Source organism: Sporosarcina sp. P25 (assembly GCF_002743235.1).
GTDB classification, from domain to species: Bacteria; Bacillota; Bacilli; order Bacillales_A; family Planococcaceae; genus Sporosarcina; species Sporosarcina ureae_B.
This window is the reverse complement of record NZ_PDYV01000005.1, coordinates 17,219-34,851: the sequence shown is the minus strand read 5'-3', so window position 1 is coordinate 34,851 and position 17,633 is coordinate 17,219. Positions and strand designations below refer to the sequence as shown.

Annotated in this window: 11 protein-coding genes and 1 tRNA gene; all 12 read right to left on the bottom strand. The window is 40.5% G+C overall.

The window, feature by feature from the left end:
- Nucleotides 1-82: 82 nt before the first annotated feature.
- The 12 genes from CSV70_RS06235 to CSV70_RS06185 all read right to left on the bottom strand — a co-directional run bounded on the left by CSV70_RS06235 (nucleotide 83) and on the right by CSV70_RS06185 (nucleotide 17,466).
- The gene (locus tag CSV70_RS06235) at nucleotides 83-847 is read right to left on the bottom strand and encodes a TerC family protein (RefSeq protein ID WP_085133090.1); all 765 of its coding nucleotides are present in this window, start codon (nucleotides 845-847) and stop codon (nucleotides 83-85) included.
- A 434-nt stretch (nucleotides 848-1,281) separates the two neighbouring features.
- On the bottom strand, nucleotides 1,282-4,443 hold the full coding sequence (locus tag CSV70_RS06230; protein WP_099627971.1) for an efflux RND transporter permease subunit: 3,162 nt from the start codon (nucleotides 4,441-4,443) through the stop codon (nucleotides 1,282-1,284).
- Nucleotides 4,444-4,634: 191 nt separating this feature from the next.
- Nucleotides 4,635-6,212, bottom strand: a complete 1,578-nt coding sequence (locus CSV70_RS06225) for a peptide chain release factor 3 (RefSeq protein WP_085133088.1) — start codon at nucleotides 6,210-6,212, stop codon at nucleotides 4,635-4,637.
- A 114-nt stretch (nucleotides 6,213-6,326) separates the two neighbouring features.
- Complete coding sequence (locus CSV70_RS06220) at nucleotides 6,327-7,817, bottom strand: UDP-N-acetylmuramoyl-L-alanyl-D-glutamate--2,6-diaminopimelate ligase (RefSeq protein WP_099628660.1); 1,491 nt, start codon at nucleotides 7,815-7,817, stop codon at nucleotides 6,327-6,329.
- A 278-nt stretch (nucleotides 7,818-8,095) separates the two neighbouring features.
- The gene (locus CSV70_RS06215; protein ID WP_369822339.1) at nucleotides 8,096-9,484 is read right to left on the bottom strand and encodes an aldehyde dehydrogenase; all 1,389 of its coding nucleotides are present in this window, start codon (nucleotides 9,482-9,484) and stop codon (nucleotides 8,096-8,098) included.
- Nucleotides 9,485-9,583: 99 nt separating this feature from the next.
- Complete coding sequence (locus CSV70_RS06210; protein ID WP_099628659.1) at nucleotides 9,584-11,686, bottom strand: heavy metal translocating P-type ATPase; 2,103 nt, start codon at nucleotides 11,684-11,686, stop codon at nucleotides 9,584-9,586.
- Between the two features lie 187 nt (nucleotides 11,687-11,873).
- Nucleotides 11,874-12,767: an RluA family pseudouridine synthase gene (locus tag CSV70_RS06205; protein WP_099627969.1), complete on the bottom strand. Its 894-nt coding sequence runs from the start codon at nucleotides 12,765-12,767 to the stop codon at nucleotides 11,874-11,876.
- A 208-nt stretch (nucleotides 12,768-12,975) separates the two neighbouring features.
- A tRNA-Val gene (locus CSV70_RS06200) sits at nucleotides 12,976-13,048 on the bottom strand.
- A gap of 185 nt (nucleotides 13,049-13,233) precedes the next feature.
- Nucleotides 13,234-13,383: a hypothetical protein gene (locus CSV70_RS16555; protein ID WP_198166024.1), complete on the bottom strand. Its 150-nt coding sequence runs from the start codon at nucleotides 13,381-13,383 to the stop codon at nucleotides 13,234-13,236.
- A 384-nt stretch (nucleotides 13,384-13,767) separates the two neighbouring features.
- Nucleotides 13,768-15,750 carry a TRAP transporter permease gene (locus tag CSV70_RS06195; protein ID WP_233191765.1) on the bottom strand — a complete coding sequence of 661 codons (1,983 nt, stop codon included), beginning with the start codon at nucleotides 15,748-15,750 and terminating at the stop codon, nucleotides 13,768-13,770.
- 40 nt (nucleotides 15,751-15,790) lie between these two features.
- A complete protein-coding gene (locus tag CSV70_RS06190; protein WP_158232362.1) occupies nucleotides 15,791-16,318 on the bottom strand; it encodes a DUF1850 domain-containing protein in 528 nt (175 codons plus the stop codon).
- 146 nt (nucleotides 16,319-16,464) lie between these two features.
- Entirely contained in the window at nucleotides 16,465-17,466 is a 1,002-nt protein-coding gene (locus CSV70_RS06185; protein ID WP_085133073.1) for a TAXI family TRAP transporter solute-binding subunit, read from the bottom strand.
- Nucleotides 17,467-17,633 lie beyond the last annotated feature (167 nt).

Here is a 17,633-nt window from a genome sequence, read left to right as displayed (position 1 = left end):
TTTACACTCTTTATACAATTCTAAACTAAAGTAGCAAAAAAAAGCAGTCTCTTCAATTCACATAGAAGAGACTGTTTTCGTATTATCTATTAGCTTTCACTTTAGATTTTGCCACGGCCAGTAGATATCCGCCGATTGCCAAGATTAACAATACAACCCAGAATGTCGTTTTCCACAATGTAGAGTGTGGGAATGCTTCTGGAATGATTAGGAGTTCAGGATGTGCAAGAGTTAACACAACTAGCTTTACACCTACCCACCCAACAATTAAGAATGCTGCTGTTTCCAATGTTGGATACTTTTCAAGCATTACTACAAATTGTTTCGCTGCAAAACGGATCATGATTAAACCAATCATACCACCTAGTAACATGACAGCGAACTGTCCACCATTGATACCACCGATATGGAAGTTACCTAACTCAGGTAACGTTACCGCAAGTGCAACAGCGGCAAGCATAGAGTCCAATGCGAATGCGATATCTGCAAGTTCCACTTTTAATACGGTCATCCAGAACCCAGATTGTTTTTTAGGCTTTTTATTCGGATGCCCTTCTGGTTTATGGGTAATTTTATCATATATACTTTTACCGGATATAAACAATAAGTACATGGCACCTATTGCTTGGATCTCCCAGAACTTCACTAAAAACGTAATCATAAAGAGTGCGGTGAATCTGAAGACGAATGCCCCTAATAAACCGTAAAATAGTGCTTTCTTTTGTTGGGGTTTCGGTAAGTGTTTGACCATTACAGCCATTACTACTGCGTTGTCTGTTGCTAATAGGCCCTCGAGTACGATTAGTACTAAGAGTACCCATGCATATTCTAATAAAATCGGATCCAACATAATGCCTCCTTGTTTTCTACAAAATAAAGAGACCCCCACCTAATAAAATAGGCAAAGGTCTCGCTAAGTCGGAATTTCACGTTCAAAATCCAGCTATCATAACCGATGACCGTTGTGGAAGTCACGTATTGACGATTATGAAATAGGTTTCCCTATAGCTACTCCCCTTTGACATTGCGTCAAAAGTTATTAAGATATCAGATACTGTTAAAGTATTATAACATGATAACTTTGATTTGCAAATGATTAAAATGACGCCGCCGTACTATTAAATTAAATGTGCATAACTAGTATGAAGTAAAGTCAGTTGCATCGTTAAGCTACTCCCTATTTTACAGATCACTCATACTACTATACTTTCCTATCGCACCATTTATTCTACACAATGTTAAAAGCCGGCAAATGAAAGTTCCATCTGCCGGCAATATGCATTACTTGGTCTCTCTTACAGTTACAGTTTCCGTTACTGTCACGGTTACAGTTTCTGTTACTTTGACAGGTTGATCTACCGTTACTGCTTGTTCTCTGTTAGGCGTATTCCTACCTCGACGCGTCTCCCGGTCCAACAAACTGTAAATGATCGGAACAATATACAACGTCAGGAACGTGGAACTAATCAATCCGCCAATTACTGCAATCCCCATTGGTTGATTCAACTCAGAACCTTCACCTAAGCCCAGCGCTAATGGTAGTAAGCCCAATATAGTGGTGAGGGCTGTCATAAGGATCGGACGCACACGATCACGTACAGACGACATGATAGCGTCGTACGAACTGAGTCCTGCTTCTTTACGCTGGTTGATATAATCAACCAACACAATTCCGTTGTTGACCACAATCCCCACCAATATGAGAAGACCTATGACTGCCGTTACACTGACTGGTGTATTCGTGAAGAATAACGCTAACGCTACACCGATTAGCATAAGGGGTACGGAGAACATGATAACGAATGGATATTTGAACGATTCAAACTGTGCAGCCATTACGATATATACTAATACCACTGCCAGTATAATTGCCAATAGCATATCGTCAATCGCATTTTCAAATAGTTCGCGATCTCCCCCGTATGAAAGTTCCACTTCACTTGGTAGGTCTAGATCCTCTACCATATCATTTACCTTTTTCGTCATATCTCCTAATGATTCACTGGATAGATATTTCACAGTAAATGCAATGGAGTGTGCCTGATCTACGCGTACAATCGTTGCAGGACCTTCTGCGATTTCCACATCCGCTACGTCTTTCAACTTAACAAATGTATCTAGCGGGGTTTTTAACTCCAATTCCTTTAACTTATCTACACTATTGCGGAAACGTTCATCATAGCTAACGTTAACTCCAACTACTTCGCCTGTTTTCTCGAAGACGATTTGTGAAGCAGAGACACCTCGCGTAACGTCACTAACCGTTTGCGCTATTTGATAAGGAGCTAATCCGACTTCTGAAGCTTTTTCACGATCTACTTCAATTTTTATTTCCTCTACCGTATCCACTAAATCATTTGTGACTTCAGTCACAGTATCCATCTCACGCAACTTCTCATCAATTTGTGACACTGCTTTACTTAAACGTTCTTCATTCGTATCGTTTAAGGAGAATGCTAACGTATTCGGACTCGAACCAGCAGCAGTCTGCAAGTTGAAACTAATTTCTGCGTCATCACCGATTTCGTCTTCTACGATCGGTTGTACTTTGTCTACGAATTCAAAGACAGAGCGGTCACGGTCATCTAATGGTATAAGTTTCACATACACTTCCGCCATATTACTCTCTGATCCACCCTGGGCCATACTTTGTTGGGTTCCGCCCACTAGACTGACATACACTTCGACGTCGTCTTGTTTCTTCATCTCTTCTTCAATTCGTTCTACTACATCGTTTGTCGCATCCAATGAAGCACCGTTTGGTAACTTAACATTGATGCTGAAAGATCCTTCATCCGTAGCAGGTAGGAATTCCGTTCCTACTTTTAGAATTCCGAATACACTTCCTACAAGTAAAGCAGTTGTGATTAGTAACACAAGTAGACGATGGCTCAAAGCCCACTTGACAGAGTTTTCGAATCTCTGATTTTTCTTTACACGATTCTTTTTCTCAAGCATTTCTTCAGTAGGCGTCTTCAATAAACGACTCGCAAGCATTGGCACGACAGTCAATGCAACGACTAGTGATGCAAATAAACTGAATGAAATCGTTAACGCGAACTCGGTGAAGATTTGACCAATGATTCCCGTAATAAAGATAATCGGTACAAATACAGCGAGAGTAGTTAACGTAGAAGCGGTTATAGCTCCGCCCACTTCCTTGGACCCATCTTTTGCTGCTTCCGTTGGAGTTTTCCCCATTGCTAAATGTCGCTCAATATTCTCTATTACGACAATGGCATTATCAACTAACATACCAATTCCTAATGCAAGAGCACCAAGTGTCATGATATTTAACGAGAAGTCTGAGAAATACATAAGGACAAACGTAACAATTACTGAATAAGGAATCGCTACCCCAATGATAATCGGACTTTTAATTCCACGTAAGAAGACAAATAATACGAGCATTGCGAACAAGCCACCGAGAATTAGTGACTGACCAATATTGCCGATTGCAAGCTGTACATAGTCCCCTTGGTCAAAAATAACATCAGATTCAATATCTTTGTATGCGTCTTTCTCCAATAACGTATCCAATGATTTTTTAAACTCTTTAGATACAGTGGCAGTATTCGCTCCTGATTCTTGAAGTACAGACAATAATACGGCCTGCTCATCATTAGCCCGTGTTTCCGTTTGTACTTTCGGCTCCAACAATGCTACATCCGCCACGTCAGAGACGTTGATCATGTCACCTGTCTTGGGATTAGCACCTATTTGGATACTTCGTACATCCGAGATGTTTTGAACTGTACTTAAGATTCTCGTAGTCAACTTTCTTCCATCACTCGTGTCAATCGGATCACCCGGCATAGATACATTACTAGCTTGTATTGCCTGCACGACATCTGATTGCGCTAAACCAAATTCTTTTAATTTATCGGGATCTAAAATAACTTGAACGTCTTCAATGATCTTACCTGACACGTTCACACTGGCTACACCTTCAATACGGCGTAATTCTTTCTCCAGCTCTTCTGCAATCTTCCGGATATTCGTATCTTTATCGACGGAACGTAAAGATAATTGAATGACTGGGAATTGAGATGGATCAAACTTCATGAAACGCGGTTTATTAGCACCATCGGGCACTTCTACTTGATCAATCCGTTGGAGGATATCCATTTGAACATCATCAATCGAAGAATCCCAATCAAATTGCAGGAATACTAAGTTGGCTCCTTCTTGGGAAGAAGTCTGCATGGACTTTAATCCAGGTGCTGTTGATAAACTTTCTTCCAACGGCTTGGTGATTTTCTCGCTCACTTCCGTTGGTGAAGCGCCCGGATAATTCGTAACAACTACCGCTACAGGCGGATTTAGGTCAGGAATTAGTGTAACGGGAATTTTAAAGAAAGATACTGCACCTAAAATAATGACGAGAAACATAGTGACTAACGTAAAAACGGGTCGTTTGACTGAAAAACTACTAATCTTCATTGATCTATTCCTCTCTTTACTCAGCGCTCTAGCTGGAGAAACTTGTTCATCTTTCCACCATAACACCTGAATAGCTTACTTTCACCGTAATATGCTCGAATATTAATGAATAAACACAAAAATTATTCACAATTTTAACAAATAACCCGGAAGGATTACAATGAATCCGACCGGGTTATTTGTTTTATAATTTATAATTGGTTATACAGCTTGATATCTGGGAATTTATCTTGGAACCAGCGCATCGCAAAATCGTTTTCGAACAAGAAAACTTTGTGATCATGTCGATCTTTTACGAGTAATGCCCGTTGTCCTGCCATTGACTCTTTTACATCTTCTTCGTTTTCAATCCAGCGTGCTACTTTGGATCCCATTGTCTCCATCTGAACTTCTACATGGTATTCCGCTTTCATACGATGTTCAAAAACTTCGAATTGAAGTTGCCCTACTGCACCGAGAATGACTTCTTCTGTATGCAATGTTTTGTAATATTGAATGGCTCCTTCTTGTACAAGCTGTAAAATCCCTTTGTGGAACTGTTTGGATTTCATCACGTTTTTAGCATTTACTCTAACGAATAGCTCGGGAGTAAATTGAGGAAGTGCTTCAAATTGGAAATTCGCTTTACCACTGATGACCGTATCACCAATTTGATAGTTACCCGTGTCATATAACCCAATGATATCGCCTGCTACTGCCTGATTGACAGTCTCTCGATCATCTGCAAGGAATTGAGTCGTTTGTGTTAACTTGAAGTTTTTGGAAAGACGTGGAACCGTTACCGTCATGCCACGCTCAAACTCGCCTGATACGATCCGAACAAACGCAATCCGATCACGATGCGCTGGATTCATGTTCGCTTGTATTTTGAAGATGAAGCCTGAAAAAACTTCAGACTCAGGATCTACGTATTCAGCATCTTTCGTTAACCTAGGTTGAGGTTCAGGTGCGAACTGTAAAAATGTTTCAAGAAATGTCTGAACCCCAAAGTTAGTCAACGCACTACCGAAGAAGACAGGTGTTAAATCGCCTTTAGCGATACGTTCTTCATCGAAGTCGTTTCCAGCTTCATTTAATAGCATGACATCTTCTAGTGCTTGCTTATAATAAGAAGTCTCTTTCATCGAGTGTTCTACTGCAAGCTCGCCTTCTTCGTCGATTGGGAGGAAACGTTCTTCATCTGCATTTGGACGCGCCAGCTCTATACGTTCATTAAAGCGATCGTAAATACCTAGGAACTCTTTTCCCATACCAATCGGCCAATTCATTGCGTAAGATTGGATTTCTAAAACTTCTTCTAATTCTTCCATTAGCTCCAATGGCTCTTTACCTTGTCTATCCATTTTATTGATAAATGTGAAGATGGGAATTCCACGCATTTTACATACTTTGAACAATTTGATTGTCTGGGGCTCGATTCCTTTCGCCGAATCGACCATCATGACAGCAGCATCCACTGCCATTAATGTTCTATACGTATCTTCACTGAAGTCTTCGTGTCCTGGTGTATCCAAAATATTGACACGTTTGCCTGCATAGTCAAATTGTAAAACGGAAGAAGTTACAGATATTCCACGTTGTTTTTCAATTTCCATCCAGTCAGACGTAGCGAACTTTCCTGATTTCTTTCCTTTAACTGTTCCTGCATCGCGAATCGCTCCGCCAAAATATAGTAACTTTTCAGTAATGGTCGTTTTACCGGCATCGGGGTGAGAAATAATCGCAAATGTTCGTCGCGAAGTAATTTCATCATGTTTATTCTTTTGCATCAATCGTACTCTCCTTTTGCTTACGTTTTCTATCATAGAGAGAATAGGGATGCATTTCAATGGTTTTCATTGAATTGACTAAAAAACTATAAACTCTCAAATCCAAACTGTACTTCATTTATTGATGGGTGTATCGCCGAACTTTTTAGCTGCTTCCTCAAGTGCAATAGTTGCATCCGAATGCGCATATTTCGTGTTGCCGATAATTTGAAAATCTTCATGACCTTTTCCCGCAAATATAATGATGTCTCCCGCATTCGCTTGCATAATAGTATGACGTACTGCTTCTTCTCTATCTCCTATACATGCGTACTGATTATGCGGCATAGTAGCACTGAGTTCCGATAGGATGGACTCATATGGCTCATCTCGTGGATCATCTGTCGTAAAGACGACATAATCTGCCGCTGCCGCTTTTTCTCCCATGATCGGACGCTTAAGACGATCCCGATTGCCTCCCGTTCCTATTAAGAATAGAAGACGGTTACCATCCTTTTTTAATGGTTGTACTGTAGCGATCGCTTTTTCAATTGCATCGGGCGAATGTGCATAATCAATGAAAATGGTCAGTGGTAGAGAGGTTTCTACTTTTTCCAGACGGCCTTTCACTGTCGATACATTCGCTAGTAATGGCAAAATATCTGCTGTCGGCATTCCTTTAGCATATAACGCTGCAATGGCGGCCAAGGAATTATAGACGTTAAACTCTCCTATCAACGGCATTTTAACGAGGAACGTTCCATCCGGTGCTTGCAATTCGAATTTCGTAAAGTTCGACTGCATTTCAATCGCTGTTGCTTGGAATGAAGACTTCACATGAATACCGTATGTGTAAATTGGGAAAGAAGTCATTTCGATCATTTTACTGCTCCACGGATCATCTGCATTGATGATAGCAAATTTTTGTTGATCAAGTTGCTGCCCCAGTTGTGCAAACAGTAAACCTTTCGCTGCACTGTAATTCTCCATCGTTTTATGATAATCCAAATGATCATGCGTTAAGTTAGTGAAAATCGCGATATCAAATTCCGTTCCTGCCAGTCGTCCTTCAACTAATCCGTGTGAAGAAACTTCCATGATCATCGATTCGCAACCTTCATTGGCCGCTTGCGCAATCATTTGCTGTGTAGTCAAAACATCAGTCGTTGTATTTTCCGTTTCATAGAGGATGTCGTTTAATTTAAAACCAATCGTACCTGAAACGGCTGTTTTTTCATCATTCTGTCGTAGCATGTCATGAATGATATTGCCGACACTCGTTTTTCCATTAGTTCCAGTAACCCCGATCATTGTCATTCGCTTCGAAGGATACTGATAGTACTTAGATGCCAATAACTCAATCGCTTTTGATGTGTTTTCTACATACACAACCGCTGTACGGTCTTCATCTATCATAATAGGCTCTGATGCGATAATAACTCGTGCACCACTCATCAATGCACTTTTGACGAATTGATGACCGTTCACTGTATAGCCTTTCAAACAAACAAATACTCCTCCATCTTGAACTGCTCTTGAGTCCACTGCCACGTCTGTCACATTTTCCGGCAATGTTCCTTTTATTGTTTTTACAGGGAGTACGGATAATAATTCTTTCGTGTTCATATGGGTTCCTCCAATATGTTGGTGAATAACTCTTGTAATTATAACAAATAAGCGAATCGTAATTCAAAAAGGCTTTTTATTTTGGAAAATAAAGTGTTATATACTTTATCTATTATTCCTATCATACCCGTCTTTTCTTATCACATCCAGCCTGGACTATAGAATGAAATTTCTATTAAATGCCGATAAATTGCTTAAAAATTATTGTTCACCACAAAGGCACTTTGCTGGTCAACAGCCAGCAAAGCGCGTGGTCAAAAGTTTGGATTTCGCTACCGTTAGCGAATGAACCGTTTTACTAATGATAATTTTCCTTTGTATGGAGGAAATGCTATAGGCACCGATACCGCAGTACTCTTTTTCATCATCGATTTCGAATGGGAGAATGTTTCAAAGCTTGCTTTTCCATGGTATTGATTTATTCCAGAAGGTCCTACTCCACCAAATGGTAAATGAATATTGGCAACATGTGAGATGGTGTCATTGATGCAACCACCGCCAAATGGTAAAACTTCGATGAAATGATTAGCTGCCTCATCGTTCTCTGTGAATAGGTATGCTGCTAGTGGTTTTGGCAACATGCTAATTTGTTGAATTGCAACACCTAAATTATCATACGGAAGGACTGGCAAGATCGGGCCAAATAACTCCTCTTGCATACTTGCGCTATTCCAATCCGAAAGCGCTAAAATTGTCGGCTCGATGTATTTATCCGCTGCGTCTGTCTTGCCGCCTTCTACGATATATGCTTGATCTTGATCTAATATTTTCGCTAATCGATCGAAATGACGATCCGCAATGATGCGACCGTAGTCAGCACTCTTCTGTGCGTCTTTCCCGTAATAGCGTTGGATCGCACTCTTCATTTCATTTAATAATTCATCGTAAATCGAAACGTCAGCTAGCACATAGTCGGGTGCTACACACGTTTGACCTGCATTCATATACTTACCCCAAACGATTTTCTCCGCTGCTTTTTTGATATCCGCAGTATGGTCAACAACGGCTGGACTTTTCCCGCCTAACTCTAGTGTCAATGGAGTCAATCTCTCCGCACAAGCTTTCATGACAATTTTCCCTACTTTTGCACTTCCGGTAAAGAATACATAATCAAATGGTGCGCCAAGTAACAGTTGCGTTTCTTCTTTGTGACCATGCACAACGGATACATACTCCACCGGAAATACACTTGCAATGATTTTGTCTACGACAGCAGCTGTATGCAATGCATCTTCCGAAGGTTTTAACACTGTACAGTTCCCTGCTGCGATCGAACCTATTAACGGATCAATCAATAGTTGGAACGGATAGTTGAATGGTCCGATAATCAATACGGTGCCATATGGTTCTTTTACGATAAAGCTCGTCGCTGGTTGTAAATGGAGTGGTGTCTTCACCTTTTCAGGCTCTGCCCATTCTTCCAAGTGATCCATCATATGAGTAATACTAGATAACACGAAGCCTATTTCTGACACATACGCTTCGAGCGGAGGTTTGTGTAGGTCTTTATGCAATGCATCCGAGATTTCTTTTTCGTGCTTTTGAATCGCTTTATACAGTTTTTCCAACATCATTTTTCGGAATGAAATACTACGCGTCACTCCTGATACATAATATTGTTTCTGTTTGTTCATAATCATTTCAAGTTCTAGACCGGTCATTGCCAAATTATCCACACTCCTCATAATTATTCTTATTATCAGTCTACCATTTTATTCAATAGAAAAAACTTCAGACGATTGATTCGACTGAAGTTTCTACTTATATTATATGTTATTTTTCATGAGTCGCAATGAATTTAATACTACAATGACAGTTGCACCCATATCCGCCATGACTGCCATCCATAATGTCAACCAGCCTGGAACAATAAGAAGCAGTGCAATCACTTTTAAACCAAGTGCGATCGAAATATTTTGAAGGATGATTTGTTTAGTGCGTGAGCTTAATTTAATTGTATATGGAAGTTTCTCCAAGTCGTCTGCCATCAAGGCGATATCCGCCGTTTCAAGTGCAGTATCTGTTCCCGCACCACCCATCGCAATACCGATATTTGCGGTAGCTAATGCCGGCGCGTCGTTCACTCCGTCACCCACCATCGCCACTTTACCGTATTGACTCAACGATTTAATCATTTCGACTTTTTGATCAGGTAATAATTCTGCTTTGACTTCTGTTAAGCCGAGTTGCGCTCCAATTGCCAAAGCGGTCGATTGGTTATCCCCTGTTAGCATCACTGTTTTCTTGCCCATCTCATGAAGCTTCTGGATTACATACAAGCTACTTTTACGGACTTGGTCAGCTACCGCTATAATTCCTTCTAGACCTGTTTCTGACCAGACAAGCATAACTGTTTTGCCTTGTTTCTGTAATGTAAGAATCTGCTGATCAATGGATTCTTCCACTGTGTTCATTTCCCTAAATAATTTAGGGCTACCAACATGCACCAAATGCTCTCCAATCACAGCTTTTGCACCTTTGCCTGTAATAGATTGGAATTGATGTACCGGTAGTAATCCAAGCGGTAATTTCTTCGCTGCTCGCATAATCGATGAAGCTAATGGATGTTGGGAGAACTTCTCGATAGAAGCTGCTCTTTGTACGATTTGATCTTCAGTCAATGAAGAAACCGTCAAGACGTCTGTTACTTCGGGACGCCCTTCAGTCAACGTACCTGTTTTATCGAAGGCCACGACTTTGATTTGTCCTGTCTCTTCTAAATGAATGCCGCCTTTGATCAACACACCGTTACGTGCAGCGTTTCCAATGGCTGTAACGATCGCAATAGGTGTTGAAATGACTAGAGCGCAAGGACAACCAACTACTAATACGACAAGACCTTTATAGAACCATTCACCCCATACTCCACCCATTAAAAGTGGTGGTATGATCATAATCAGTAAAGAAATAACTAAAATAGCTGGTGTATAGAATCTCGCAAAGCGATCGACAAATTGTTGTGTCGGTGCTTTTTCCGCCTGTGCTTCTTCGACCAAGTGAATGATTTTGGCAATGGTAGTATCTTCAGCAAGCTTCGTCACACGGACGTGCATTGCGCCTTCTTCATTCAAAGTCCCTGCAAACACTTCGTCTCCAAGCACTTTATGGACAGGCACAGACTCACCAGTGATGGCGGCTTGGTTAACCGATGAATCACCTTGAATCACTTCGCCATCCATCGCAATCTTTTGTCCCGGTTTAATCAAAATCACATCATCAATACGTAAATCTTCCACATCTACTTCAAATTCATTATTCCCGCGAAGTACAGTGGCCGTCGTAGGGGCAATTTCAATGAGTGAGGTAATGGAATTTCTAGCTTTATCAATCGAGTAACTTTCCAATGCTTCACTGACGGAGAAGAGGAAGACCACGACCGCCCCTTCCGCCCAGTCACCAATGAGTGCAGCCCCAATGACTGCGATGGTCATCAATGTAGACATATCAAATTCAAGTTTGAAAAGATTCGTTAATCCTTCCTTCATCAAACTGAATCCACCGATTATAATGGCAGAGAGAAACAGAGCGATCGATAGCCAATTATTATCACCATTCGCGGTAGATACCGCATACCCTGCTAGCAATAAAACTAACGAAGCAATAGTCGTTTGATTTTCACGTTTTTTCCAAAAAGGAGTATGCTGTTTAATAATCCGCTGTTTTTCAGGGAACACTTTAATACCGTCAAATGCACCCGCTTCTTCTAATTGTACAATAGAAGCATTTCCCGCCACCGTTAATTTGGAAGCGCCAAAGTTTAACTGTACATCTTCCACAGTATCAATTTGTCGGACATTTTTCTCGAATTTCGCAGCACAACTTGTGCATGATAAATTTTGCAGGCGATAGACATTTTTCTCTGAAGCCATGTGATCAGTCCCCTCGAAAAATCGTTCATTTTAACAATTTAATCATTCAATCGTTCGTTTGATTGTTTAATTTAGTATATGCAATTCTAGATATTTTGTCAATTTCTTCATTCAAATGATGATTTGAATGAAGACGTGAAAAAGCAGTTCCTTAGATAATCCAAGGAACTGCAAAATGAACGGTTTATTATTTTGAGCGCGTAATGAAGATCTGAGGTATTTCTGCTTCAAATCGGACTAATTCTCCTGTACGTGGATGTAGAAAAGACAGAGCTGTGGCATGAAGTCCCACTCTGCGCAAAGGGTTACCTGTAGCACCATACTTTTTGTCACCTATCACTGGATGACCCAATTCTTCCATATGCACACGGATTTGGTTTTTCCGACCCGTTTCTAGAAGTACTTCTAGCAATGAGCAATCTTTATTCGCTTGTACTCTTCTATAATGTGTAATGGCATGCTGGCCGCCATTATCAGTTGGGTTTGAATATACTCTAAACGCACTATTTTCGGTTAACCAAGACGAAATAGTCCCTGATTCTGTTCGTACTTTTCCTTCGACAAGCGCAGTATACAAACGTTCCTTTACCGATTCATTCCATGTACTTTGCAAAGCTTTCTGGGTTTCTTCATTTTTGGCAAACATCATCACACCTGATGTATCTCTATCCAGACGGTGCACAACAAAAATTCGGTTTTCAGGATGGCTCCTCTTCACGTACTTTGTGATTTCTCTATAGGCTGTCTGATCTTTTTCTTTTTCAGAAGCTACAGAAAGAATACCTGCTTCTTTATTGATCACGATGATATCGTCATCTTCATGGAGAATAGATACACCGACTAACTTCGAGACATTTATAGCTGTTTTATTACTTTGTATTTCCACCTTTTGTCCAGGCGCTAACGGCTGATTATGTTTGGTTGTCATTTGACCATCCACCATAACTTGACCACGCGTAAGAATGGATTTTACCGAATTTCTACTGCTTTTTGACATCACCTTCAATAAGTATGGCAATAACTCTATCGGTTGTTCCACTGTATATTCTTTTACATTAGATGTTACTTGTTTTCTTTTCATTATATGTTGGCCTCCTGCTTATTTAAATAGGTACTCGCATGATAAGTATACACCGCTTGACGGGTGGTGCGCTCGAATATCATTTGACAGTAATTGCGAAAAATAAATCTAGACATAAAAAAAAACAGCCCCTAGACATTCGGTCTAATAGGACTGCTTATTGTTATAAACCGTGTTCCTACGGTAAATAACTTAGGTTTGGCACCTATGACTCCGACTGGGCTCGAACCAGCGACCTCCACCCTGTCAAGGTGGCGCTCTCCCAGCTGAGCTACGGAATCGTTCTTACTAGGATGTGCGTTTTGAAGTGAGCCAGTTAGGCTCTCAAGCACAAATACTATAATAGCATTTTCTTTCCTAGTTGTAAACAACGAAATTAAAAATCGATAATTTTTCCATGCTATCAGAAAAATTACCGATTTTTATGGAAGTTCATTACATTATTCAGAGACGCTTCTCCTTTCACTTACTGCATGGGGTTTAATTGTTCTTCAACTGATTCATTCTCAAAATATAAAAACTCTTCATGATCCAGCTCACTCATACGTTCTTTGTTAAAACCATGTGCCAAATGCCCTTCAAATACGTTTTCCCACCATGTCTCTTGTGTATTCATAGTATGTTCTCTCCTTTTTGATTTGATTGGTTTCTGTACCGATCTATATATTTTATTCGTTATGACTTATTCGCTTATATGTAGTATATACAGAACCCGCGTTGGTAAAACTGCGTAATTAGTCCAAAATAATTCGACTCACTTTTAGTCCTTCGGCTTCTTGACTTTTATTTTGTCATGTGTTCCGAAATTCATTTTTCTTAGGAAACCCTTGTATATCCTAGACTCGTCCTCTAGTAAAAAATCTATTTACTCTAGTTCTTTTCACTCAACTAGAATAGTAAATAACAAAAAACATATATATTACCTGAAAATTCTTTTTTCATTAGTAAAATAAAAGACTTGCAAGCTCAGTTTCAAGCCGACAAGTCTTTTAAAAGCTATTTAATTTGAAGCGAATGTAGGCGTATTATTTTTCTTATTCCCCATCCACTGGGACACCAGTAAGATAGTGAATAATACTAAACCGATAATATCTGTAATAGTTTCTGGGTAGATTAACAACATACCTGTACATATTGTGATAATTCGTAGAAGCCAGTTCAGTTTATTATACCAGAAGCCAATTATGCCTGCCCCGATTGCAACCATACCGATAATGGCGGTCACAGTCACCCATACAATCTCCGTAATACTCGAGTCGAGCATCAGCATAGCCGGATTAAAGACGAACATATATGGAATGATGAAGGCAGCAATCGCTAGTTTTGCAGACGTGACACCCGTTTTGATCGGATCTCCGCCAGAAATACCCGAAGCTGCAAAGGCAGCTAATGCAACAGGCGGTGTGATATCCGCAATGATACCAAAGTAAAATACGAATAAGTGGGCAGATACCGCCACTACAATCGGCACAGCGGCACCTGTAGGCTCATCCATCATCAATAGCGTAATGATGGCAGGTGCTGCGATTGTAGATGTAATAACATAGTTTGCTGTCGTTGGAGAACCCATCCCCAAAATAATCGCTGCAAACATCGTGAAAATCAATGTGAGCAAGATGTTACCGCCAGCTGCTGAGATCAGGCCCGTTGCCAAGCTGAGCCCGAGACCCGTCTTGACGACAACACCGACAATAATACCTGCACAGGCAGTCGCTGCTGCTACAGCCAATGCTGTACGAGCACCGTCTACTAATGCATCAATCATATCTTTAAATCCAATTCTTGTTTCTTTACTGATTGCACTCACTGCAATGGTTAGCACGATACCGAGTAATGCCGCTTTCATCGTTGGAATACCCACCAAGAGGAAAACGATAATACCTATAATCGGTAGTAATAAATAAATCTTTTTCAGCGTTTCTTTTCGATTAGGAATTTGCGACGCATCCATTCCTTGCAAACCAACACGCTTTGCTTCGAAATGAGTCATGATCCAAATTCCAGTGAAGTACAGCAATGCAGGGATAGCTGCCGCTTTGGCAATTTCCCAATAGGTAACGCCGCCGATGAATTCAACCATCAGGAATGCAGCGGCCCCCATAATCGGTGGCATAATCTGACCACCTGTAGACGCGGCTGCCTCTACTCCGCCTGCGAATTCTTTTCGATAACCTAACTTCTTCATCATCGGAATCGTGTATGAACCGGATCCAACAACATTTGCTACGGAACTACCTGAAATTGTACCTTGCAAAGCACTTGAGAAAATGGCGACTTTTGCAGGTCCACCAGTCAAACGTCCCGCCAATACTACTGCCAAGTCATTGAAGTAATTACCAACGCCAGTCTTCACTAAGAACGCTCCAAACAACAAGAAGACGAATATGAAGGTGGCGGATACACTAATTGGCGTACCGAGGATCCCGTCCGTTGTAAAGAACATTAGTTGAACGAGATTTTCTACACTTTGCCCTCTATGTGCAAGGAACCCTGGGAAATACGGTCCAAAGAACGCATACACCAAAAACACTACTGAAATGATCGTGATCGGCATTCCTACCGCACGTCTCGCTGCCTCTAGTGTCAGTAAAACCGCTAAAATACCGATAACTAAATCGAGATCGGATACGCGTCCCACACGAAATACTAGCTCGTCGATAAATAGCGGCCAGTATAAACCAACTGCTACCGCCAATAAAGATAGAATAATATCATAAAACGGTACTTTGTCACGACGCACACCAATTTTCTTTCTAGCAGGGAACAACAGGAAAATAAGGGATAAAGCAAATCCTAAGTGAATAGATCGCTGAATTTGAGCTGTAAATGGTTTACCAATGGCCGTATATAACTGGAAAATTGAAAAAGCCAATAAACCGAAAAATACAATCTTGCCAATAAGGCCTTTTAGATCTCTTGTATTGGATTCTGGGTCGTACTTTTGAAGAATTTCGAGTTGCTCTTGTTCAGAAAGCGTACCCATTTCTTCATTGGAGATGGCGGGAATATCTTTTTCCCGATCTTTATTGTTTTCCATTTAATCTGACTCCTTTAAACATCTTATAATTTGACACCTTTGCCACATGAAATTCATAAGAATGCCCCTTTTGAAGAAATTCTTTTAGATGATAATCTTGTTGCTCATATCGCAAAAACAGATCTGTATTCACCCTACCTACATAGAGAATAAACGAATCGATCACGCGGTTTTCGAATGTAAGCGTATAAACACCATCTTCTACTTGCAGTGCTTCACCTTCTTCTGCATAACCTGGCAGTCCGATGGCTACGTCTTCATACTGCATAAATTCGAAACGGAGCTTTCCATTGTCAGTAATGCGATATTGCTCCTTCACATTGGACAAATGGATCGAGTGAATATAGTGTATTTGAAAATTTCGATTCTCGTGTAATGGAAGATAATAAGCTTTTGGCTGTTCGCTCCGAACCTCTTCAAGTATGATCATTTGTTTATATGGATAAAACCATACGATCACCATTACAATTCCTATTAGAAATGTCAGCAGAAGAACGATTTTTCGTAATTTCATCCGCTTAATCCTTTCTGTTCCCTTACTTGCAATCAGCATAGTAATTTATGTATTCAGCCAATTGTTTTTAAAAAATTAAGAATGGGACGGACAAAGCTTTCGCTTTACCGTCCCTCATGATCCTATCAGATGACTTACTCAGTTTATTAGTTCACTTCGTCAAAGTACTTCTGTGCACCTGGGTGTACAGGAATACCAATTCCATTCAAACCGTTTTCTGCTTTAATCAAAGCACCTTTAGCATGTTGGATTTTCGAAGCGTTTTCATAAATTGCCTTTGTGATCTGGTAACCAAGTTCTTCAGAAATATCGTTCTGCATAACAAGCATTGCACCTACTGATACTGCAGGTGTCTCTACTTCAGAACCATAAGTTCCGGCAGGGATTATTTCTTTAGTATAATACGGATATTTCTCGATTAATTCGTCAGCTTTGTCGTCTTCTACTGGAATAATGAAAACTTCTGAAGTAGCGTTTAGACCTTCAACAGCACCTGTTGGCGTTCCAGCTGTAATGAATGCTGCGTCTATTTGTCCAGCTTGTAGACTTTCTTGTGACTCACCGAAGTCCAAGTTTTGTGCTTTAATATCGCTTAAAGCTAAACCATGGATTTCAAGCAATTGCTCAGCGTTAGCAGCTGTTCCTGAACCTGGCGCTCCTATCGAAATGCTTTTGCCTTTTAGATCTTCAAATGTCTTGATATTGTTTTTCTTCAACGTAACCAATTGAACTGTTTCCGGATAAAGTGCACCAATAGCAGATACTTCGTCGATTACATCTCCGTCAAACATCATTTCACCTTTAGAAGCGTAATATGCAATGTCTGTTTGTACGAATGCAATGTTTGCATCTCCATCTTTAAGCGCTGTCATGTTCGCAGCAGATGCTTGAGATACTTCAGCAGTCGTCTTGATTCCTGTCTCTTCAGTAATGAATTCAGCAAAAGATCCACCTAGTGGATAATAAGTTCCTTGTGTTCCCCCAGTAAGTAAGCTCAAGAACTTGTAGTCTTGCTCTGTCTTACCGTCATCTTTGTTTCCGTCTGCATCTTTGTTCCCGTCAGCTTTTTCGTCGGTACCGCAAGCCGCGAGCACAAGAAGCGCGAGCATGGAAACTAACGCCAGTAGGCGAAGTGAGTTTTTCTTCATGTGACCATCTCCCCTTTACATTTTGTAGTCATAGACACTACCATTCTACCATGAAAGCGCTTTAACTTGTCAATATAATATTAAATTATATATTATCGCATGTTCCATTTAAGCTATTCACCCTCGTCTATATAGCTTTTATCAGGTATTGCCAAACACCTACCCAA